At 61.5% G+C, this 21,272-nt stretch carries 15 protein-coding genes and 1 pseudogene; 11 read left to right on the top strand and 5 right to left on the bottom strand.

Features of this window, described 5'->3' with window-relative positions:
- Positions 1–13: 13 nt before the first annotated feature.
- Entirely contained in the window at positions 14–2,845 is a 2,832-nt protein-coding gene (locus IGW03_RS18260) for a cation-translocating P-type ATPase (protein ID WP_323744993.1), read from the bottom strand.
- Positions 2,846–2,974: 129 nt separating this feature from the next.
- Complete coding sequence (locus tag IGW03_RS18255; RefSeq protein WP_228535743.1) at positions 2,975–4,765, bottom strand: PHA/PHB synthase family protein; 1,791 nt, start codon at positions 4,763–4,765, stop codon at positions 2,975–2,977.
- Positions 4,766–4,898: 133 nt separating this feature from the next.
- On the opposite strand from IGW03_RS18255, the pseudogene IGW03_RS38175 reads away from it, so the two are divergent.
- Together IGW03_RS38175 and fabI are read left to right on the top strand one after the other, a co-directional pair.
- Positions 4,899–5,288: pseudogene (locus IGW03_RS38175) on the top strand (MaoC/PaaZ C-terminal domain-containing protein); the annotation flags it as partial.
- Between the two features lie 237 nt (positions 5,289–5,525).
- Positions 5,526–6,284, top strand: a complete 759-nt coding sequence (gene fabI, locus IGW03_RS38170; RefSeq protein ID WP_228535755.1) for an enoyl-ACP reductase FabI — start codon at positions 5,526–5,528, stop codon at positions 6,282–6,284.
- Positions 6,285–6,497: 213 nt separating this feature from the next.
- Here fabI and IGW03_RS18245 read toward each other — a convergent pair whose 3' ends face one another.
- The gene (locus IGW03_RS18245) at positions 6,498–7,970 is read right to left on the bottom strand and encodes a catalase (RefSeq protein ID WP_194723992.1); all 1,473 of its coding nucleotides are present in this window, start codon (positions 7,968–7,970) and stop codon (positions 6,498–6,500) included.
- Positions 7,971–8,310: 340 nt separating this feature from the next.
- On the opposite strand from IGW03_RS18245, the gene IGW03_RS18240 reads away from it, so the two are divergent.
- Genes IGW03_RS18240 through IGW03_RS18230 form a run of 3 tightly spaced genes read left to right on the top strand, consistent with a single transcriptional unit; the run spans position 8,311 to position 10,088 of the window.
- Positions 8,311–8,769: a YiaA/YiaB family inner membrane protein gene (locus IGW03_RS18240; protein WP_194723991.1), complete on the top strand. Its 459-nt coding sequence runs from the start codon at positions 8,311–8,313 to the stop codon at positions 8,767–8,769.
- A gap of 51 nt (positions 8,770–8,820) precedes the next feature.
- Entirely contained in the window at positions 8,821–9,276 is a 456-nt protein-coding gene (locus IGW03_RS18235; protein WP_194723990.1) for a hypothetical protein, read from the top strand.
- Positions 9,277–9,290: 14 nt separating this feature from the next.
- Positions 9,291–10,088 (top strand): DUF2145 domain-containing protein, encoded by a 798-nt coding sequence (locus tag IGW03_RS18230; RefSeq protein ID WP_194723989.1) that lies wholly within the window; start codon positions 9,291–9,293, stop codon positions 10,086–10,088.
- A gap of 247 nt (positions 10,089–10,335) precedes the next feature.
- Here the strand turns inward: IGW03_RS18230 and pncB are convergent, their stop codons facing one another.
- Together pncB and IGW03_RS18220 are read right to left on the bottom strand one after the other, a co-directional pair.
- Positions 10,336–11,556 carry a nicotinate phosphoribosyltransferase gene (gene pncB / locus IGW03_RS18225; RefSeq protein WP_194723988.1) on the bottom strand — a complete coding sequence of 407 codons (1,221 nt, stop codon included), beginning with the start codon at positions 11,554–11,556 and terminating at the stop codon, positions 10,336–10,338.
- The gene (locus tag IGW03_RS18220) at positions 11,553–12,056 is read right to left on the bottom strand and encodes a hypothetical protein (protein ID WP_194723987.1); all 504 of its coding nucleotides are present in this window, start codon (positions 12,054–12,056) and stop codon (positions 11,553–11,555) included. The genes pncB and IGW03_RS18220 overlap by 4 nt, the downstream gene beginning before the upstream one ends.
- Positions 12,057–12,096: 40 nt before the next feature.
- On the opposite strand from IGW03_RS18220, the gene IGW03_RS18215 reads away from it, so the two are divergent.
- Genes IGW03_RS18215 through IGW03_RS18190 form a run of 6 tightly spaced genes read left to right on the top strand, consistent with a single transcriptional unit; the run spans position 12,097 to position 21,265 of the window.
- A complete protein-coding gene (locus tag IGW03_RS18215) occupies positions 12,097–14,361 on the top strand; it encodes a TonB-dependent receptor (protein ID WP_228535742.1) in 2,265 nt (754 codons plus the stop codon).
- A gap of 20 nt (positions 14,362–14,381) precedes the next feature.
- Complete coding sequence (locus IGW03_RS18210) at positions 14,382–15,812, top strand: Y4yA family PLP-dependent enzyme (RefSeq protein ID WP_194723985.1); 1,431 nt, start codon at positions 14,382–14,384, stop codon at positions 15,810–15,812.
- A 13-nt stretch (positions 15,813–15,825) separates the two neighbouring features.
- Positions 15,826–16,869 carry a PLP-dependent cysteine synthase family protein gene (locus IGW03_RS18205; protein ID WP_194723984.1) on the top strand — a complete coding sequence of 348 codons (1,044 nt, stop codon included), beginning with the start codon at positions 15,826–15,828 and terminating at the stop codon, positions 16,867–16,869.
- A complete protein-coding gene (locus IGW03_RS18200; RefSeq protein ID WP_194723983.1) occupies positions 16,866–18,050 on the top strand; it encodes an NAD/NADP-dependent octopine/nopaline dehydrogenase family protein in 1,185 nt (394 codons plus the stop codon). The genes IGW03_RS18205 and IGW03_RS18200 overlap by 4 nt, the downstream gene beginning before the upstream one ends.
- 14 nt (positions 18,051–18,064) lie before the next feature.
- Positions 18,065–19,978 carry an IucA/IucC family protein gene (locus tag IGW03_RS18195; RefSeq protein ID WP_194723982.1) on the top strand — a complete coding sequence of 638 codons (1,914 nt, stop codon included), beginning with the start codon at positions 18,065–18,067 and terminating at the stop codon, positions 19,976–19,978.
- A 3-nt stretch (positions 19,979–19,981) separates the two neighbouring features.
- Positions 19,982–21,265 carry an MFS transporter gene (locus tag IGW03_RS18190; RefSeq protein WP_194723981.1) on the top strand — a complete coding sequence of 428 codons (1,284 nt, stop codon included), beginning with the start codon at positions 19,982–19,984 and terminating at the stop codon, positions 21,263–21,265.
- The last annotated feature ends 7 nt before the right edge of the window (positions 21,266–21,272 follow it).

Raw genomic sequence — 21,272 nt, 5'->3', positions numbered from 1 at the left:
ATGACGGCGATGCCTATCGGGCTAATGTCGCTTTCGCCGGCTCGAGCAGACGAGATGTTCTTGCGCGTCGCACCAGCTTGCGTAGTTCGGAGGTCCATAACACCATACTGGCAGCGGCACCGCAGAACAGCCACTGGTCCAGGCCAAGCGGTGCGGTATTGAATGCCGTGTTGAGCACGCTGAGATGGACGACCGCAATCTGCAGCAACACGGAGAAGGCGATCGCGCCCCATAGCCACTTGTTGGCAAACAAGTGATGAAATGCGCTGGTCATGTCCGATCTGGCATTGAAGCAGTTGTAAAGCTGGGCAAGTACCAGCACCGTGAAGCCGGCGGTGCGCGCATTGTCCAGATCATGCGAGCCTTCTATCAAGCCGCCCGGCAAATAAAAGTCGATGGTCATCAGCGTGATGATGGCCATCACGATACCGGTCTGCAAGACGCTTGTCCACATTCGCGCGTCAATGATCCGGTCGGTCGGCCGGCGGGGCGGCCGTGCCATGACGTCATCGGTCTCCGGATCAATACCCATTGCCAAGGCAGGTCCTGAATCGGTCAGTAGATTGATCCACAAAATCTGGGTCGCCAGCAACGGCAGTACGAGCCCTCCTGCGGTATCGGTCAAGCCGAGCACGCCTGCCAGGATCACGCCGAGGAAGATGGTCAATACCTCGCCAATGTTGGACGACAGCAGGTAACGCAAGAACTTCCCGATGTTGTCGAAGATATGCCGTCCCTCGCGGACCGCACGAACAATCGTTGCGAAGTTGTCATCGGCAAGGATCATCCGGGCTGCTTGCTTGGTCACCTCCGTACCAGTGACACCCATCGCAATGCCAATGTCCGCCGACTTCAAGGCGGGTGCGTCGTTGACACCATCACCGGTCATTGCGACGACATTGCCGTCAGCCTGCAGGGCATCGACGATCCGCAGCTTATGCTCAGGCGCGACCCGGGCGAACACGGAGGTCGATCTGACCGCACGGGCAAAGGCAGCCCGGTCCATCCTGTCCAGATCCAAGCCGGTCAATGCCTGTGCAGGGGCAGTGGTAATGCCAAGGTCTGCCGCGATGCGCGCTGCGGTCCGCGGATGGTCGCCAGTGATCATCAACACTCGAATGCCGGCATGGCGCGCTTCGCGGATTGCCTGAGCGGCTTCTTTACGTGCAGGGTCAATGATGCCGACCGTACCTGCATAGATCAGATCCTGCTCCAACCCGTCACTTGCATGCGGGTCCTCCTCCTGTTTCAGGGTACGGTAGGCGACGGCCAGGGTACGCAGGGCTGCATCGGTAAGGCTGTCGATATCGGCAACGATGCGCTGGCGCCTGGCGTCGTCGAGCAGGACGGTGTCGAAGCCGATTCTGATCCTGCTGCATCGCTGAAGCAGTACGTCGGGCGCTCCCTTTGTAAAGATGAAGATATTTTCACTATCTCCGTGATCGATCTGTACGGTCGACATCAGCTTGCGTTCCGAGGTGAATGGAATTTCACCGATGCGTTCGAAACGCTGCTTGCGTCCGGCCGCGGCACCCAGCTTTTCCTCAGCGACAAGGAATGCCGCCTCGGTGGGGTCGCCCTGGATTTCCCATTGACCGGCTTCGCTTCTGCGCAGACTGGCGTTGCTGGCCAGGCTGCCGCCGCATAGCACGGTGACATGTTCGGACAGCAGCGCTCCTGGCTGGAGCCGTTCGCCCCGATACAGGATTTCGCCTTCGGGCGCATATCCAATGCCGCTGACATGGGTCGTTCCGGAAGCGGTGACGATGCGCTCGATCGTCATTTCAGCCCGGGTCAGCGTACCGGTCTTGTCGGACGCGATTACCGTGGCCGACCCTAGCGATTCCACGGAAGACAGCTTTTTGACGACCGCATTTTGCCGTGCCATCCGCTGCACGCCCAAGGCGAGCACAATCGAGAGGACCGCAGGCAGTCCTTCCGGCACTGCAGCCACGGCAAGCGAGACGCCAAGCAGGAGGACCTCGACGATTTCCGCGATGCCGTTAACTGGAGTAATGAGCAGGACTGTCGCCACGACGAGCGCGGCAATAAGGGTCACGACGACACCAAGCGTTTTACCCACCTTGCCGATTTCCTTTTGCAGTGGCGTTTGCGACTCCTCGGTACGGTCGAGCATGCTCGCGATGGTGCCGATCTCCGTTGCCATCCCGGTGGCGGTCACGATGGCCAGGCCATTGCCCTGAACAACGGTTGTGCCCTTGAAAGCCATGTTGGCTCTGTCGGCAAGCGCAACCGGCGGAGGCAGCACCGCCGTATTCTTGAGCACTGCTTCGCTCTCGCCGGTCAGCGACGCTTCCTGTACGCGTAATGCCGAGGCCTGCACTAGGCGTGAATCGGCACCGACGATATCGCCCTCGCTCAACGAGAGCAAGTCGCCACGGACCAGATCGTGCGTTGGTATGCAGACGAGTTGCCCATCCCGCAGTACCGACGACATGGCTGCCGTCATGCTGGTCAGTGCGGCAACAGCGTTTTCTGCCTTCACTTCCTGCACGAAGCTCAGGATGGCATTGAGGATGATGATCGCTGTAATGACGATCGCATCAACGGGTATGCCGGTGCGGCCTTCCATGAACCAGGCAGCCAATCCAATGGCCGCGGCAGTGACGAGCAGGTAGACCAGCGGGTCCTGAAAATGCAGCAGGAATTGCCGCCACGCAGGCGGACGCGGGGCAGCGCGCAGTGCATTGGGCCCGTCGTCACGCAGCCGCCGCGACGCCTCCCCCGAAGACAGGCCAGCTTGAACATTTGTCTCGAAAGCAGAAATGATTCTGTTGATGTCAAGCGCGTAGGGTTGGTCAATGCTTGCGGACTGTTTCATCATGTGCTTCCATGATTGATCTCGTCTAAGCCGTGATGCCTTGAGTGGTGTGGCAGCCTGGACGGCCAACTGCAGGACTGTGGGAGATCGTCCCGGAGGATACCGGTAAGATGGATGGACGCTACTGGCCTTTTATCGCTGGAACACATAAGTGCCCGGCGCATCGCATGCGGCAGGCGGCATCGATGGCGGCTTTTGCCGGTTCGGCGACCGGCTGGATAGCCAGGTTTCCCACTCGGGCCACCATGAACCTTCCTGCGATGGAGTCGTGCGATGCCAATCCTCGGGGTTGGTGTAGGTATCGTTGGGCATGTGCCTGGATATCTGGTATTGCCGATTGGGATGGCCCGGGGGCGAAACCACGCCGGCATTGTGTCCGCCGCTGGTCAGGCAGTAAGTCACCTCGGTATCGGTAAGCAGATGGATTTTGTAAGTCGATCGCCACGGCGCGACATGGTCGGTGATGGTGCCGACCGCAAAGATCGGCACGCGAATATCGGACAAGACAATCGGCTGTCCATTCACGCTATAACGGCCCTCGGCCAAGTCATTGTGGAGGAACAGGTCACGCAGATACTGGATATGCATCCGGTAGGGCATGCGGGTGGTGTCCATATTCCATGCCATCAGGTCCGTGACTTTTTCGGGCAGGCCGAGCAGGTAGTGATTCAGCCTGCGTGACCAGATGAGGTCGTTGGAGCGAAGCATCTGGAACGCCCCGGCCATCTGGCGACTGTCGAGATATCCCTGTTCCCACATCAATGCCTCGAGCAATGCGACCTGGCTTTCATCGATGAACAGCGACAGCTCGCCTGGCTCCTTGAAGTCGACCTGCGATGCGAACAAGGTCATGCTTGCCAGGCGTTGATCGCCGTCACGCGCCATCGCCGCGGCGGTAATGGACAGCAAGGTGCCGCCGAGGCAATAGCCGACCGCATGGAGCGTGGGCGATTGCGTCGCCTTGCAGATGGCCTCGATGGCGTCCATGATGCCCAGCGTACGGTAGTCATCCATGTTGAAATCGCGATCGGCGGCGTCCGGATTCTTCCAGGAGATCATGAATACGGTGTGGCCTTGTTCAACCAGATAGCGCACCAGTGAATTGTGCGGTGACAAATCGAGAATGTAATACTTCATGATCCATGCCGGCACAATCAGTACCGGAGTCGCATGCACCGTCGATGATGCCGGCGCGTACTGGATCAGTTCGATCAGCCGATTCCGGAAGATGATCTTGCCCGGCGTGGCAGCGAGTGTCTCGCCAACCTTGAATGCATGATCGCGTGGCTTGGATGCAAACTCATGCACCCAGTTACTGGCGGCATTTGCGGCTCCTCGAATGAAATTCTGACCCCGGCTTCGAATCGCTTCGTGGATCACCACGGGATTCATGCTGGCAAAATTCGATGGCGACAACATGTCGAGCAGCTGCCGCGCGGCAAAGGTCATCACCTCCTCATGGTGTTCCGATACGCCGCTGATTCCTGTTGTTGCACGATGCCACCATTGCTGGGACATCAGGAAGCCCTGGTACATCAGGTTGAATGGCCACTGTTGCCATGCGGGATCGGCGAAACGCTTGTCCTGAGGCAGAGGGTCCACGCAGGGTTCAAGCTTGCTATCTGCGTGCCGCATGGCGTCATAGGCATACCCTTGCCACCTTGAGACTTTATGCCAGCCGTCAATGAGCAATTCATGCTGCTTTGACGGCGACAGCTGGAGGTGCGTGATCCAGTCGACGTAGGCCATCCACAGGGCAATCGGCGATATGCCTCCGGTAAGCCTTCCAACCGCCGCCATCAAGATGCGATCCAGATCCTTGTTGCGGTCATCGGGCGAGTACTTTTCCCTGTAGCGGGCACCGAGCCAGGCACTGGCAAGCCGTTCAGGATGGTGGAGCATGTTCCAGGGTGCGTGATCCATGGCCTAAATCTTGGGGAAGCTGATCCGTCGAGGATAGACAAACACTTACCAAAAAAAACTGACCTGGATCAAGTACATCAGGAATGCGGAAAATTATCCTGTGGCCTCGCTCAACCAATGCCAGGATGCCTGCATGAATGCTCGAATAGTCGAAAACCGAACCTTCGATGAAGTCGCTATCGGTGACAACGCACAACTCGTTCGCACGCTGTTACCTGAAGACATTGAGGTGTTTGCCGCAGTATCCGGCGATGTCAATCCCGCGCATCTCGATCCGGTCTATGCGGCAGGAAATCGCTTCCACAAGGTGGTCGGCCATGGCATGTGGGCCGGAGCCTTGATTTCCGCGGTGCTGGGGACGAAATTGCCGGGTGCCGGCACGATCTACCTGGGGCAGAATTTACGTTTTATGCGTCCGGTCGGGATTGGCGACACCGTGACCGTCACCGTGACCGCAAGAGAAAAGGACGCCGCGCGCAAAGTGATTTACTTTGATTGCCGCTGTACCAATCAGCAAGGCGAAGACGTTGTCACCGGCACGGCAGAAGTGCTTGCGCCCTTGGAAAAAATCCGGCGGCCCGCCATCGACGTGCCGGAAGTCGCGGTCGCACACCGTCAGCGTTACCGGGAGCGGCTTGATGCAGGGAGCCTTCCTTCAAGATCCGAAGAAGCAGGCGAGGCGTCGACAGAGCATTCCGCTGGACCGGCTTCGCCAAGGCTGACTCCGTTGGAGGAGGGATCGGTTACGGCACCGTTCAGCTTGCGCGGTCGGCGTGGGCTGGTACTGGGAATTGCCAATGAACACTCCATCGCCTATGGCTGCGCTCGCGCCTTTCGCGTGGCAGGTGCAGAACTGGCGGTCACTTACGTGAATGACAAGGCCAAGCCCTTTGTTGCACCGCTGGCGGAAGAGCTTGGCTGTTCCATCACTGCACCATGTGATGTGCGCATTCCCGGTCAGCTCGAAGCGCTGTTCGAGCGTATCGAACGGGAATGGGGCGGGCTGGACTTCGTATTGCATTCGATCGCCTATGCACCCAAGGAGGATTTGCATGGCCGCGTCACGGATTGTTCGGCAGCGGGCTTTGCAATGGCAATGGATGTGTCATGTCATTCCTTCATCCGCATTGCACGGCTGGCTGAACCGTTGATGCGCCAGGGAGGATGCTTGCTCACGGTGAGTTTCTATGGATCGGAACGGGTTGTCGAGCACTACAATTTGATGGGGCCGGTCAAGGCTGCACTTGAGAGTACGGCGCGCTACCTGGCAGCGGAATTGGGACCGCAGGATATACGTGTGCATGCAATCTCGCCTGGGCCGATGCGCACGCGAGCAGCCAGCGGTCTCGATCGCTTTGATGAACTGCTGGAACGAGCGGCCGCGCAGGCTCCGCAGAAGCGTCTGGCCGGTATCGATGACGTCGGCGCACTGGCAGCATACCTGGTCGGGGACGGCGGAAAAATGTTAACCGGCACGGTGATACCAGTGGACGGAGGGCAGCATGTGATGGCCGGTTGATTCTTTGTTAATGTGCGTTGGATCGTCTCACGCCGATCGAACCCGCCCGCCAATGCCGGGCCGGACAGGAATTTGAGGCAACAAGAGAGCCGAAACCCTTACCTTGGAACGGCACCAATACCGGGAGGCGGACGACGACCGTGTCCACGGCATGCAGTCTGCGCCGCCAACGCAAGAGAACGGCGGTTACCCGCCGGCCCTCCGGCTTTCCTTTCATCCTCGCCTGACTATAGCAGCGTGGTCAGACTTTTCATGCGGCATGCCCAATGCCTTGGCCACGCCAGCCGCATACTCCGCATCGGCCTTGGCGAAATGCTCGAGCTGCCTGCGCTTGATCTCTTCCGGAACGCTTGCAATCGAAGCGGCGATATGGCTGAACAGCTGCTGCTTCTGCGACGCATCCATCAGGCGGAACAGCGCGCCGGCCTGGCTGTAATAGTCGCCGTCGGCACGATGATCGTAGCGGTCTGCCGCGCCGTACACGGCCAGCGCCGGTTCCGCCGCATTGGCGTCCTGCGCGAATTCGCCGAAACGGTTCGGTTCATAGTTTGGACGGCCGCCGAGATTGCCGTCGGTGCGCATCGCGCCGTCGCGGTGAAAGCCGTTGTGGAAGGGGCAGCGCGGCGCGTTCACCGGGATCTGGTGATGGTTCACGCCCAGGCGGTAGCGGTGCGCGTCACCGTACGAGAACAGGCGGCCCTGCAGCATCTTGTCCGGCGAGAAGCCGATGCCGGGCACCACGTTGGCCGGCGTGAACGCCGCCTGTTCGACCTCGGCGAAATAATTTTCCGGATTGCGGTTCAGTTCCAGGATGCCGACTTCGATCAGCGGGTAATCCTTGTGCGGCCACACCTTGGTGAGGTCGAAGGGATTGATCGGATAGGTCGCCGCATCGCGCTCGGGCATGACCTGCACGCACATGCGCCACTTCGGGAAATTGCCCTGCTCGATATTGTCGAACAAATCCTTCTGCGCGGATTCACGGTCGCGGCCGATCACTTCCAGCGCTTCTTCATTGGTCCAGTTGGCGATGCCCTGCATCGACTTGAAGTGGAATTTCACCCAGAAGCGCTCGTTGGCGGCGTTGATGAAGGAGAAAGTGTGCGAACCGAAGCCGTGGATCTGGCGGTAGTTCTGCGGCAGGCCGCGGTCGCTCATCAGGATGGTGATCTGGTGCAGCGATTCCGGATGGCGCGACCAGAAATCCCAGGCCGCGGTTGGACTGCGCATGTTGGTCTTAGGATCGCGCTTTTGCGTATGGATGAAGTCGGGAAACTTGAGCGGGTCGCGCAGGAAGAAGACCGGCGTGTTGTTGCCGACGATGTCCCAGTTGCCTTCCTCGGTATAGAACTTGACCGAGAAGCCGCGCACGTCGCGTTCGGCATCGGCCGCGCCGCGCTCGCCAGCGACGGTGGAAAAGCGCAGGAACAGATCGGTCTTCTTGCCCACCTGCGAGAACAGCTTCGCCTTGGAATAGCGGCTGATGTCGCTGGTGATGGTCAGCGTGCCATAGGCGCCCGAACCCTTTGCATGCACGCGGCGCTCGGGGATGACTTCGCGGTCGAAGTGCGCCAGCTTTTCGAGAAACCACACATCCTGCAGCAGCATCGGGCCGCGCTCGCCCGCGGTAAGGGAATTCTGGTTGTCGGCGACGGGAGCGCCTGCGGCGGTGGTCAGTTTGTTCATCTTGTCCTCGGTTGATGTTTATTGTGGGCTGCAGCTTGTCTGCGTTTCGTTGATACCGAGGGCGATTATTAAGGAGAGCCTCTAATAGGTAAAATTGATTTATTAAAATATTTCAATAGTTTTTAAAGTTGACGATACTCATGCGCGCACTATCAAGAGTCCTCTTACTTCGGGGTCTTTCACGACTCAACGAGCGTATTACTTGCCTATATCGGCATTAAAGTATTAAAAAACGATGCTTTTGGTTGGCATATTCAGTACTGGCATCGTATATTTAGACTTTCACACGCCTCCCTGCGACACTGCGTTCATCGTCAATCAAGCAAGAGGGGAGCGCAACATGCAAGTCACTCATCAACGCGATACACGTGCCTGGATCCTGCAAGTCTGGGTGTCCTTCGGAGCCGCCGTCTTTCTGTGCGCCGTCGGCCTCGCCTACCTGCCGGGCAAGGATCTCGACAGGGCGTTCATGGTCATGGGTTACCTGTTCTGCCTGACCAACGTCTTCGTGCTGGCCAAGCATGTCCGCGACAATGAAAGGAACCGCCTGCGCGGCAAGGCCGTCGACAGCCCGATGTTCCGCTACGTGGTCTGGGGCGGCTTCTTCCTGGCGATGGCGCTGACCGCCTGGGGCATGGTGCGCATGGAAATCAACGATACCTACAAGGCCTTTCTCGGCGTGAGCTGGCTCTACCTGATTTCCAGCGCCTTCACGCTCGCCAAGACCCTGCGCGACCGCCACGAGGCCGATCTGCTGGAGCAGCGCGCCGAGCGCCAGAGCACGCAACAGACGCAATAAGAAAACCAAACCGATTCAACCAACAGGAATTCAATCAACAGGAGCAATGCCATGTTCATCAAGTCCTTCCGCATCCCTCTGGCCACGCTGGCGCTGGCCGCTGCAACGCTGACCCTGCCTGCAAGGGCGCATAACGATGCTTCGGCCATCAGCGCGATCTCCGCCTTGCCGCTGGCATCGGTGGCGGTCGGCGCAAGTGCCGCGGCTGCATCGGCGGTCATGCTGCCGGTTGCGCTGTCGACCAGCGGCGCGGTACTGGTGGTCAAGACCGTGGAAAGCACCGCCAGGGGCACGGCGCTGGTGCTGGAGCGGCTTTCCGATGGCGCCGCGGTCAGCATGGAAATCGCCGGCACCGGACTGGCTGCTTCCACGCTGGCGGCCGGCTCGGCGGTGGGCGTTACCGTGATTGCCAGCGGTGCGATCCTGTCCGCCGCCGGCCAAGTGATCGCTTTCGTGCCGAACGCCATCGGCAAGGCCCTGCTGCACAACGAACGCCTGACTTACTGAGAGCCGGAGCCATCATGCGAAAACTGATCATGCCGCTTCTGCTCGCCATCACCGGCGCGGTCATGACGGCACAGGCCCAAGCCGGCCGCAGCTGCGAGGAAAACCGCCCCACGGTGCAGAACATCACGCGCGGCATGGCGCTCGCCGAGCGCACGATGCAGCAGCTCGACCGCAGCGGACACCAGGTGGTGCTTCTCGCGCGCGCCGGGCAGGACCTGAGCAGATACGGCCTGCGCTATTCCCACCTGGGCATCGCCTACCGACAGCCTGATGGCCAGGGCGGTCATGCCTGGCGCGTGCTGCACAAGCTCAACCAGTGCGGCACCAGCGACGCTGCCCTTTACCTGCAGGGGCTGGGCGAATTCTTTCTCGACGACCCCTGGCGGTATGAAGGCGCGTTCATCGCTCCGAATGCGCAGGTGCAGGAAAAACTGCATGCTCTCCTGATGAAGCGGGACGAAGCGCTGGCATTGCATGTCAAGCCCTACAGCATCGTGAGTTATGCCTGGGGGCAGAAGTACCAGCAGTCCAACCAGTGGGTGATCGAAACGATGGCGCTGGCAATGGCGCCCAATATCGGCACCCGGCTGCAGGCGCAGGCCTGGCTGCAGCTGCACGGGTATGAGCCGTCCGAACTGAGGATCGATGCGTTGACCCGCCTCGGCGGACGAATTAGCGCGGCCAATGTCGCGTTCGATGATCATCCTTCGGCGAAGCGCTTTTCGGATCGCATCGAGACGGTGACGGTTGATTCGATTTTTGCGTGGTTGCAGCGGAGCGGGTTGGGGAGTGTACCGGTGGTGGTTCGGTGAGGGCGGCTTGAACTCGCTGGTGCATAGAAATTTCACATGCGTTATAGAACTCCTGCTCCCTCCCCTTCAAGGGGAGGGTCGGGGTGGGGATGGGTTTTATGCATGCGTTTAAACCCTTCCCCACCCCGACCCTCCCACCTCGCCGGCCGCCCTTGAAAGGGGAGGAACGTTTTTTATACTTCTGTCTTCGCCGTAACTTGCCAGAGAGTGCAATGACGCTTATGCAAATCAAGCACTGCTCGCACCCCTACGACTTCTCCCCATCCCCCTTCGGCGCCACATACGAAAACACCTGCCGCAGATAAGCAAGAAAAGTCTCATCCGTCGCCATGGTCTTGCCGGGCGAATCCGACAGTTTCGCCACCGGCTGGCCGTTGCAGGCGACCAGCTTCATCACGACATTGAGCGTCTTGTGGCCGGTGTCGTTGCTGAGATTGGTGCCGATGCCGAAGCCGGTCAGCGTGCGGTCGCGGAAATGGCGGTACAGCGCGAAGGCCTTGGGAAAATCGAGCGCGTCGGAAAACACCATGCGCTTTGTCATCGGGTCGATGCGCAGCTTCGCATAGTGCGCCAGCGCCTTTTCGCCCCATTCGAAAGGGTCGCCGGAATCATGGCGCAGGCCGTCGAAGAGCTTGGCGAAATAGAGATCGAAGTCGGCCAGGAAGGCATCCATGCCGACCACGTCGGTCAGCGCGGTGCCGAGATCGCCGCGGTATTCCTGTACCCAGTCTTCCAGCGCCGCCTTCTGGAAATCGCGCAGCCGCACGCCGAAGGCCTGGTAGGACTGCAGGTATTCATGGGCCATGGTTCCGATCGGCACCAAGTTGTATTTCATCGCGAGGTAAACGTTGGAGGTGCCCTTGAAGAATTCGGGCACCTCGCGCGCCAGCGTGGCCACCACTTCTTCCTGCCAGGCGCCGGAGAAGCGGCGGCGCACGCCGAAATCAAAGAATTCAAAGGGCTGGCGTCCCTGGGGTTCCTTGCCGAATTCCCTGAGCATGGCGATCTTGGCGGTCAGGCGCCGGCGGCCCTCTTCAATGGCCGGCTCCTGGGGAAAGCGCCGGAAATAGAGCTCATTGACGATGTACAGCACGAAGATCTCGAAGGCCATCACGTGCACTTGCGGACCCCTGGCAACGATGCGCAGCGCCGGGCCGTCGGTTTCCACGCGGATGAACTTGCGCTGGAAATGGAAGACGGCGAGGAAGTCGACGAAATCGCTCTTGATGAAGCGCAGGCCGCGCAGATACTCCAGCTCCTCTTCGCGGAAGGAAAGCGCACACAGATGATCGAGCTCGCGCTCGACGTCGTCCTTCAAGTCCGCCAGCGGATACTCCGGCGTATTGCGGCAGGCGAAGACATACTCCGTCTGGGCATCGGGATGGCGATGCAGCATCGCCTGCCACATCGTGAACTTGTACAGGTCGTTTTCCAGCAGGCTGCGTACGACAGGCGGGGCCGTGTTCATTTGGGGATTCTCGTCGATAGGGTCAATGGCGGTCGATGACGCCAGGAAAGCGGCAATATGGCCAGCTTCATTTTTCTGAATACATGAGTCCGGTTAAGTTCTTTCAGGATTATCGCCGTTTCGGCGAATGCGGATCTGGGATAGATAGCGAGTTGCATCGCCGTCCGAAGCTGCAAACAAAGCGATAATTTTTTATCATCGAAGTTATTGCGAATGATTCTTATTTGATCTATGATCGTCTCACTGGTCGGCGACTGCCCGCACGGCGGTTTTTCCCGCCGCACGGCTAATCCCAAATTCAGTATCCAGTATCGCTCATAGCCAGCCTGCCTTCTTCTCCGAAGAGCTGCCAGCCGCGTGTATTGATGTCTTGCATGGAAGCGCAACATGCGACTTTCACCGGCTGGCAGTGAGTCTCCTTCATTTGCCTCACGCATGTCCTTATTCCCCTTGCGGCTGCCGCAGAGGGAGGCATGCGCCTTCACGGCGTTTCCCTGCATGCATTGTGTCCAACCTAAAAAAACGAAAAGACTCGCAATCATGCCGAAGCCATTTGCCGCCGCTGCCGCCCATACCGCCGCTGTTTCAAACCTGTTTAATTCAATCGCCGCTGCGCCATCGCGGCTCAAGCCGCTTGCGCTTGCCGCGCGCATTGCCGCCGCCGGACTCCTCGGTCTGGGCTGCGCCGCGCAGGCACAGACCCAATCCGCGCCGCAATCCGCCGATGCGCCTGCTTCCGCCGCGTCCGAGCCGTCCGCCACTGTCCTTCCCACCGTGCGCGTGACAGCCGACCGGTCCGAGAGCCTGCCGCAAGCCTACGCCGGCGGCCAGGTGGCGCGAGGCGGACGGCTCGGCGTTCTGGGCAATCAGGATGTGATGAAGGCGCCTTTCAGCATCAGCAGCTATACCTCGCAGATGATCCGCGACCAGCAGGCTGCAACGGCCGCCGACGTGCTGGCGCGCGATCCTTCGGTGCGCTCGACGGCGAATGTCGGCGGCATCCTCGACGCCTTCTATATCCGCGGCTTTCCGATAGGCGAAGGCAACGTGGGCGAGATCGCGTTCGACGGCCAGTACGGCGTGGCGCCCAACTACCGGATCTTCTCGGATTACGCCGAGCGCGTCGAAGTGCTCAAGGGACCGGCCGCGCTGCTGTACGGCATGTCGCCCAACAGCGGCATCGGCGGCGTGATCAACATCGTGCCCAAGCGTGCCGGCGCGGAAGACCTGACGCGCCTGACGCTGGAAGCCTCTTCCGGATGGCAGGGCGGCGCGCATATCGACGCCAGCCGGCGCTTCGGCGAGAGCAAGGAATTCGGCATCCGCTTCAACGGCAGCCACCGCCAGGGCGATACGCCGGTGGACAACCAGGAGCGCAAGGCCACCGTCGGCTCCGTCGCCCTGGATTATCAGGGCGAGCGCTTCCGGGCCAGCCTCGACGTGCTCGACCAGCGGGAGCGCTTCGATGCACCGTCGCGGCCATTCCTCGCCGATGCCTCGATCGCCATTCCCGCCGCACCGAGCGGCAAGAGCAATGTCACCCAGCCGTGGGAGTGGGGCAAGGTTGAAGACCGCGCCCTGCTGCTGCGCACCGAATACGATGTCAACGACCAGCTGACGCTGTTCGCCAATGCCGGCGGCGCGAAGACCGATGTGTCCCGCCTGTTCGGCACGCCGACCATCATCAATGCCGCCGGCGACACCCGCAATACGCCGGGCTATTTCAAGTTCGATGTGGACCGTTCCAGCGCCGACGTCGGCCTGCGCAGCCGCTTCCTTACCGGCACGGTGCAGCACGCCGTGACCCTGCAGGCCAGCCGCTACCGCGACCAGCTCGACCGCGGCTCGGTCAACGGTCCCACGGTGCTGTCGAATCTCTACGCACCGCGCTACACGGCAACGCCGTTCGTCGCGGCGCCCGCCTCGGTGCCCACGATTTCCGAAACACGGCTTTCCGGCGTGGCGCTGACCGACACGCTGTCGATGCTCAACGACAGCGTGCTGCTGACGCTCGGCGCGCGCCGCCAGCAGGTCGAGTCCGACAACTTCAACCCGGCCAACGTCGCCATCACCTCGTCCTACGACAAGAGCGCGGTCACGCCGCTGTTCGGACTGGTGGTGCAGCCGTGGAAGAATGTTTCCCTCTACACCAATTACATCCAGGGCCTGAGCAAGGGCGATGCCGCACCGCTCACCGCGGCGAATGCAGGCGAAGTGTTCGCACCCTACAAGGCGAAGCAGCATGAAGTGGGCGTCAAGTTCGACCAGGGCAGCATGATCGCCACGGTAAGCCTGTTCCAGATCAGGAAGCCGAGCGGACAGCTCACCGGCAATGTCTACGGCGTCGATGCCGAGCAGCGCAACCGCGGCTTGGAATTCAGCCTGTTCGGCGAAGCGGCGAAAGGCGTGCGCCTGCTCGGCGGCGTGACCCTGATCGATGCCGAGCTGACGAAGACCAACAGCGCCGCCACGCTCGGCAAGACGCCGGTCGGCGTGCCCGAGGTACAGGCCAATGTCGGCGCCGAATGGGACACCCCCTGGCTGCCCGGCCTGACGCTGACGGGCGGCGTGGCCTATACCGGCAAGCAGTACGTGAACCAGGCCAACACGCAGAGCCTGCCGGCGTGGACCCGGGTCGACCTCGGCGCGCGTTATGCCACCCGCATCGCAGGCAAGGCGACGACCTTCCGTGCCAATGTGCTCAATGCCTTCGACCGCGATTACTGGTCGGGCGTGGCATCGTACGGCGGCTTCGCCCAAGGCGCGCCGCGCACCCTGCTGCTGTCGGCATCGGTAGACTTTTAACCCAAGGGAAGGAGGCATCCATGTGGAACGATTTGCAGCGGAGCGGCATCGGCAACATCGGACATGTCAATCATCCGAGGTCTGCAAGCGCCCATGCGCCGGCACTGCTCAAGCCGATTCTCGATGAAGCCATCCGTGGTTTCATCGAGGCATCACCCGGCAGCTTGATCGAGCTGGCCGACCAGTATGGATCGCCTCTCAACATCGTATTGCCGCAAATGCTCAATCAGAATGTGCAGGCGTTTCGGCGGGTACTGCAGGCGCACCGGGTCCGGCATGCGATTTACTACGGCGCCAAGGTCAACAAGTCGCAGGCGCTGGTGCGCGCGGCCGTCGAGTGCGGCATCGGCGTGGACGTCTCCAGTCTGCATGAAATGCGCGACGCGCTGCGTGCAGGAGCAAAGATGCCGGACCTGTGCGCGACCGGGCCCGCCAAGACCAGCGAGTTTCATGCGGAACTGCTTGCCGGCCCAGCGCTCATCTCGGTGGATTCGGCGGAAGAATTGTCTGACCTGATCGAATCCTCGGCCACCATCGCGCCATCCTCAAGGCCGCGCCTGCTGCTTCGCTACCGGCCGGACGCGTCGGAGGCAAGCCGTTTCGGCATGGGCAAAGAAGACATGCTGTCCTGCCTGCAGCAGTTAGCGAGAATGAAGGACCGCTTTACCTTCGAAGGTTTTCATTTCCACTTGAGCGGCTATGCCGTCGAGACGCGGGTACAAGCGCTGCACGAACTCCTGCCCCTGATGGAGACCGCAAGCGGACTCGGGCTGCGGCCGCGCATCATCGACATTGGCGGCGGCATGCCGGTGCGCTATGTCGACAGCGACGACTATGACGCCTTCCTGCAATACCAGTGCAAGGAGCACTACCGCAACGCCAAGGTGCCGGAGTCGTTCTACCCCTACGGCAACCGGCTTGATGCATCCGCATGGCTGGATGGCCTGCTCGCGTCGCCCTGCACTGCGACCCAGTCCGTGGCCGCCTGGCTCAATGACAACGACCTGATCCTGGCGCTGGAGCCCGGCCGCAGCCTGGCCGACCAGGCTGCGATCTCGGTATTCAGAATCACCCGCGTCAAGCAGCTGGCCGGCGGCGGGCATGCGATCTTCGTCGAAGGCAGCAGCTTCAGCGCCTGCGAAACCTGGTTCAATTCCGAATTTCTGGTCGATCCGATCCTGATCTCGGCAGCCGAAGGCAACGATGCTACGCAGGCCGGCCCGGTGCAAGCCTATATCGCCGGGCACAGCTGCCTCGACGACGACGTGATTACCAACCGTCTGCTCGCTTTCGAGCGCGAACCCCGCGCCGGCGATCTGCTCATTTATGCCAACACCGCAGGCTACCAGATGGACCTGCTGGAAAACGAATTTCACCGCCACCCAATGCCGCGCCGCATCGTCCTCACCATCGATGCGGCCGGCCGGCAGCATATCTCCCCTGATGACTGAACGGAGGAATACCATGATCCTGAACAAGGTCACTGATCTGATCGGCAATACCCCTATCCTGAGCGTGCCGGTCCCCGCAAAGAATGCCAGGCTGCTGCTGAAGATAGAAAAGAACAATCCCGGCGGCAGCATCAAGGACAGGATGGCCCGCAACATGGTGGTCGCGGCGCTCAAGTCCGGGCGCCTGAAGCCGGGCGGCGTGATCGTCGAGTCGTCGTCGGGCAACACCGGCATCGGCCTCGCCATCGCGGCCATCGAATTCGGCCTGCGTTTCATCGCCGTGGTCGACCATCATGCGGCCCAGGACAAGATCGGCGTGATGCGCGCGCTCGGCGCCGAGATTCGCTATGTCGAAGGCAGCTACCGCGAAGACGAGGTGGCCGTGGTGGAACGCCAGCGCCTCGCCGCCGAGATCGCAGCCCAGATTCCGGGCTCGGTCTTCATGAACCAGTCCGACAACGTGGCCAATGCCGGCGGCTATTTCGATTTCGTGCGCGAAGTGGTCGACCAGATCGGTGGCCCCGTGGATGCCTACGTCGGCTGCGTCGGCACCGGCGGCTCCATGACCGGCATCGCCCGCGGATTGAAGCTGCACAACCCGAATACACGCACCATTGCGGTCGAGCCGGACGGCTCCATCGTCTTCGGCCAGCCTGGCCATCCCTACTACCAGTCGGGAACCGGCACGCCCAAGGGCGACACGGTCGGTCTGGTGCTCGATTACAGCTGCATCGACATGGGCGTGCAGGTGACCGATGCGCAAGCCTTCGAAACGGCGCGCTACATTGCCAAGCATACCGGCCTGCTGGTCGGCGGCTCCACCGGCGGCGTCATCTACAAGGCGCTGGAATTCATCCATTGCGGCCTGATCGGCGGCAATGTCGTTGCCGCGGTCGCCGACGGCGGCGAGAAATACCTGCATACGGTGTTCAACGAAGATTGGCTGAAGTCGCGCAACCTGCTCGACCCGGACATCTGGAAAAAGCTGGACGGATGGCTGAGCGACGGCAACCAGGAAGAGGCGCCGCGCACGCATCCGCGCCTGAGCGTTGCATGAAGCAGGCGAGCGAAGCAGGCAGCGAGATGCTCAACGTCGTCATCTGCGGCGGCGGCCGCACCGGACACCTGAACGCCATCCTGTTCAAGCAGTTGCCTGGCGTGCGGGTATCGATGCTTACGCAGAATGAAGCGCTGATCGCAAGCCACCGGGAGGGAAGGGCGCTTGCAGCAATGCTGCCCGACGGCGAGGCATTGCATGCGAGACTCGATGCGGTATCCCGCCATGCCGGGGAAGTGATGGGAGATGCCGACATGGTGATCATTACTGTCCCGGCGCAGGCAAGACCCGGACTGCTGGAAGCGATTGCAGCGGTGCTGCCCGCAGACAAGCCGGTGCATGTCGGTGCGATTCCCGGTTTCTGCGGCTTCGACTGGCTCGCGGAGAAGGCCTTGGCAGATCGGCCGAATGCGGTGATCTGGGGCATGAAGGATGTGCCGCACACCGCCTTCGACCTGAAGCCCGGCATCTCGGTACGCATGGGCGGCGCCAAGAGCCGGCTGTACGCCGCCGCGCACCGGCGCGAAAGCGCAGCTTCGCGCAAGACGCTGCTCGGCCACCTGCAAAGGCTCTACGGGGCGCCTGTCGAACTGCTCGACGACTATCTGGAAATCACGCTCACGCCGGGCAATCCCATCATGCATCCCTCGGTGGTGTACGGCCTGATCGGTCCCTACGGGCAATGGCATGGCAGGCCGCTGCCGACGCGCCTGCGCTGGTGGACGGATTGTCCCGAATTGGGCGCTTATTTCCTGGAGCGCTGCGACGAGGAGAGCCAGCGCCTGTGCAAGGCACTGGAGGAGCGGCTCGGCATCGACCTGTCGTCGGTCAAGCCGCTGCGGCAGGAAATCATCGAAGCCTACCAGGACCAGATCCGCGACCAGGCCACCATGCTCGGCGTGCTGCGCACCAACCGTGCCTATGAAGACATCGAGGCGCCGCTGGTGCCGGCGGAAGAATTTGCCGGTTACCTGATCGACAGGCGCAGCCGCGCCTTTCATGAAGACGTCGCCTACGGCCTTGCGCTGCTGGTCGGCATGGCGCGCCGCCTCAAGGTCGCTGCGCCGCATCTGGAGGAAATCTTCGACTGGCATGTGAACTACATGGGCGGGCTGCGCGCTTCCGCACTGGATTACCTGCCTCCGGCCTGGCCCGAATCCAACCTTATCCGAATGAACTGAACGAATTGCCAACCATGAAACCCGAACTCAATTTGCTGCACCCCGAGAGCCGCTTCTATGCGGAGCGCAAGAATGAAGCGCTGGCAACGGCGCGCCGCAACGCCCTGCGCCGGCTGGTACGCTGCCTGTTTGCGGAAAACATCATCGACAGCAAGCTGCTGGTGTTCGCGCCGCATGGGCAGGGCGCATGGCTGCCGCTGTGGCAGGCGCATGCGCTGCTCTTCTTCGACAACCTGTGGGCCGCACCCGCCGGCACCTTCATCAATCGCGGCGATATCACTCTCGTCGAAAACGGCGGCGTGCGCACCGCGATAGAAACGCCGGATGAGTTGATTCAACTGCTGCGGCCGCACTTCGACTTCGCGCCATCCGATGAAGGCATCGCCGGTCTGAAGGCGGACATGGCCAACAGCATCGCCAACGATGCGCTGGCAAGAATTTATCGAGACGCCTGGAATGCCGAGCTGCGCGCGATGGCACAGACTGCCGGCGCCTCGACCTTCCTCGACGGCTTGCGCAAAACGACCGGCACCCGCGATGCGGCCGTGCTGCTCGATCAATGGGGCGCACTGGAAGGGCATCCCTTCTATCCGACCTGGAAATCCAAGCCCGACCTGTCGCCCCAGGAAGTGGCGCGGCTGTCGCCGGAATTCAATGCCAGGGTCAAGCTGCGCATTGCCGCCCTGCGCGGCGACATGGCCTACGTGGAGCGCATGCCGCACGTCGAAGACGTGCGCGCATGGTTCGCCGAGCGCTTCCCCGCGCAATGGGCAGACTGGACAGCCCGACTGAATGCGCGCGGACTCGACGAGAAGGACTGGCTGCCGCTTCCCATCCATGCCTGGCATCTTGAACATTTCGTCAGGCGCGAATATGCGGCAGAAATCGGCGAGGGCATCCTCATCCTGGACGGACCGGATATCGAGACCTTGCCCACCATGTCCTTCCGCACCATGGCGCCCGCCGCCGATACGAATGCCAAGGCGCCGTTCATCAAGCTGCCGGTGGCGCTGTGGCTGACCAGCGAACAGCGCAGCCTGCAGGCCAAGTCCATTCACATGGGGCCGCGAATCAGCACGCTGATCAAGCGCATTCTCGCGGAGGAAAACAACTTCGGCAACACGCTCGACATCTTTCCGGAAGAGGTGGCCTACCATTACCGGCATGCGGTACGCAGGGAAGACCGGCCTGGCCGCCATCTCTCCGTCGCCTTCCGTGCCTGCAGCGACGCCTTCGGACGCAGCGAGGGCTTGCTGCCGGTGACGGTCGCCGCCCTGTTCGCGGCATCGCCGGTCGACGGCAGGCCGCTGGTCACAGAGCTGATCGAGCGCGGCAAGGGCAGGGCGCCTGCGGCCCAGGTGGAGGCCTGGTTCGGCCAATATGCGCAAACCGTTCTCCATCCGGTCGTCGGCATCTACCTGCTGTACGGCATCGGCCTGGAAGCGCACCAGCAGAACACCACGGTGCTGTTCGATGCCGGCGGCACGGCGAAGAGCCTGCTGATCCGCGATTTCGGCGACGGCCGTACCTACGCCCCGCTGCTCAACGCGCGCGGACATGAGCTCAAGCCCTACGTGCATCCCGGCATCCTGCCGACGGTCTTTACGGACGACATCGAACCGGTGCGTACCTTCGTGATCGATGCCTGCCTGGTCTGCCATCTGCATGAATTGGCCCTGCTGCTTAGCGGCGAATACGGCCTTGCGCCGACCCGGCTCTGGGAAGTTCTTCGCCGGGAAACCGAGCGCTGCTTCGATGCCTATGCGCCGCGCCTGTCAACCGGGTTCCTGCAGGCGGAACGGGCTGCCTTCCTCGAGCAGCCTTGGCCGACACGCTCGGTCTTGCGCATGCATCTGCTCAAGTACACGGATTACCGGCTGCAGCATGCCTTGCCGAATCCGCTTCTGGCGGCAAACAGGGAAGTCTGAACGATGCGGGAAGTCAACGCCGATACCAACATCGGAACCGAACAGTCCCAGCGGCTGATCCATGTGCTGTTCGTGATCCAGCTCGTTTCCATGGGCGCGATGGAAATGAGCGGACCGTTCTGGCCGGTTCACCTGAAGACACTCAGCGGGTCGGACGCGGTCTTCGGTTTCGCCAGTGTCGCCGTCTATGTCGGTCCGATGCTCGGCATCGTGCTGACCAGCGCCTTCTGGGGACGCATCGGCGACCGCTTCGGGCACAAGCCGATGATGATCCGCGCCCTGCTCGGCCTGTCGCTGACGCAGCTGGCGCTGGCATTCACGACCGATGTCTGGACCATTCTCGCACTGCGCTTCCTGCAGGGGGCCTGCGCCGGCTATATCGCGCCGGCGCAGGCTTACGGTGTTTCCATCGTATCGCCGCTGCGGCGCGCTCGCCTGTTTGCCTATCTGCAGGTATCAACCAACGTCGGCTCGCTCGCCGGCGCGGTTACCGGCGGGCTGATCCTCGACCAGGCCAGTTTCTTCCGCATCAATGTGGTGGCGGCAATCCTGTGTGCATTGTGCGCTGCTGCAGTCGCGTTCATCCTGCCCGCGGTGCAGCCATCGCAGGACAAGGCTTCCTTGGCACCGGCAGGCACGCGGCCCGAGCCGCTGCGTAATGATGGCGCAGTGGATGGCGCAGTGCCGGCGTGGCGTTCACAGCCCATACTCGGCCTGCTTTTCATCATCGGCATCCTGCTGGTCAGCCGGATGATCACGCAGACGCCGTTTTCTCTCTACGTGCGTACCGTTTTCGGCGTCAGCAACTGGGTGGTCGGCTTCTGCTACGGATTGCTTGCACTGGGATTTGTCGCATCCGCCTCGCTCTGGGCGCGTCATTTCGAGAGCAAGTCCCTGCCAGAGTCGTTGCGGCGTATGGCGTACATCGCTTCGGCCTGCGCCGTGCTGACCGCTGTCGCTGCCGTCACACGCAGCATCGCCGTGTTTACTACGGTTCACTTTGCGTGGGGCTTGCTGCTCGGCGCCACCACGCCGGTCCTGATGTCGCTGATTTCGAAGGCTGCGGGCAGCCTGCGCCAAGGCTATGTGCTCGGCATCGCGCAGAGCACCACGCAGTTTTCCTCGATCGCCGGCATTGCGCTGGGCGGCTGGTTCATGCAGGCGGCGGGGCTGGAATACACCTATTTCCTGGTGACCCTCTCCTACGCATTGTCGGCCGCTGCCGTCTGGTGGCTGTGGCGCGGGCAGGCTGCGCCAGGCCGTGTCGAAACCTCTCCCGGGCAATAAGCCTTCA

The sequence above is a fragment of the Noviherbaspirillum malthae genome (assembly GCF_015352985.1).
Classification (GTDB): domain Bacteria; phylum Pseudomonadota; class Gammaproteobacteria; order Burkholderiales; family Burkholderiaceae_D; genus Noviherbaspirillum; species Noviherbaspirillum malthae.
Note: the sequence above shows the minus strand (reverse complement) of the source record. Positions and strands in the feature narration are given on the sequence as shown.

Bases quoted from the DNA above. Each gene is read 5' to 3' on its own strand.
- IGW03_RS18260 (WP_323744993.1), bottom strand. From the start codon at position 2,845: ATGATGAAACAGTCCGCAAGCATTGACCAACCCTACGCGCTTGACATC.
- IGW03_RS18255 (WP_228535743.1), bottom strand. From the start codon at position 4,765: ATGGATCACGCACCCTGGAACATGCTCCACCATCCTGAACGGCTTGCC.
- IGW03_RS18245 (WP_194723992.1), bottom strand. From the start codon at position 7,970: ATGAACAAACTGACCACCGCCGCAGGCGCTCCCGTCGCCGACAACCAG.
- IGW03_RS18240 (WP_194723991.1), top strand. From the start codon at position 8,311: ATGCAAGTCACTCATCAACGCGATACACGTGCCTGGATCCTGCAAGTC.
- IGW03_RS18235 (WP_194723990.1), top strand. From the start codon at position 8,821: ATGTTCATCAAGTCCTTCCGCATCCCTCTGGCCACGCTGGCGCTGGCC.
- IGW03_RS18230 (WP_194723989.1), top strand. From the start codon at position 9,291: ATGCGAAAACTGATCATGCCGCTTCTGCTCGCCATCACCGGCGCGGTC.
- pncB (WP_194723988.1), bottom strand. From the start codon at position 11,556: ATGAACACGGCCCCGCCTGTCGTACGCAGCCTGCTGGAAAACGACCTG.
- IGW03_RS18220 (WP_194723987.1), bottom strand. From the start codon at position 12,056: ATGCAGGGAAACGCCGTGAAGGCGCATGCCTCCCTCTGCGGCAGCCGC.
- IGW03_RS18215 (WP_228535742.1), top strand. From the start codon at position 12,097: ATGCCGAAGCCATTTGCCGCCGCTGCCGCCCATACCGCCGCTGTTTCA.
- IGW03_RS18210 (WP_194723985.1), top strand. From the start codon at position 14,382: ATGTGGAACGATTTGCAGCGGAGCGGCATCGGCAACATCGGACATGTC.
- IGW03_RS18205 (WP_194723984.1), top strand. From the start codon at position 15,826: ATGATCCTGAACAAGGTCACTGATCTGATCGGCAATACCCCTATCCTG.
- IGW03_RS18200 (WP_194723983.1), top strand. From the start codon at position 16,866: ATGAAGCAGGCGAGCGAAGCAGGCAGCGAGATGCTCAACGTCGTCATC.
- IGW03_RS18195 (WP_194723982.1), top strand. From the start codon at position 18,065: ATGAAACCCGAACTCAATTTGCTGCACCCCGAGAGCCGCTTCTATGCG.
- IGW03_RS18190 (WP_194723981.1), top strand. From the start codon at position 19,982: ATGCGGGAAGTCAACGCCGATACCAACATCGGAACCGAACAGTCCCAG.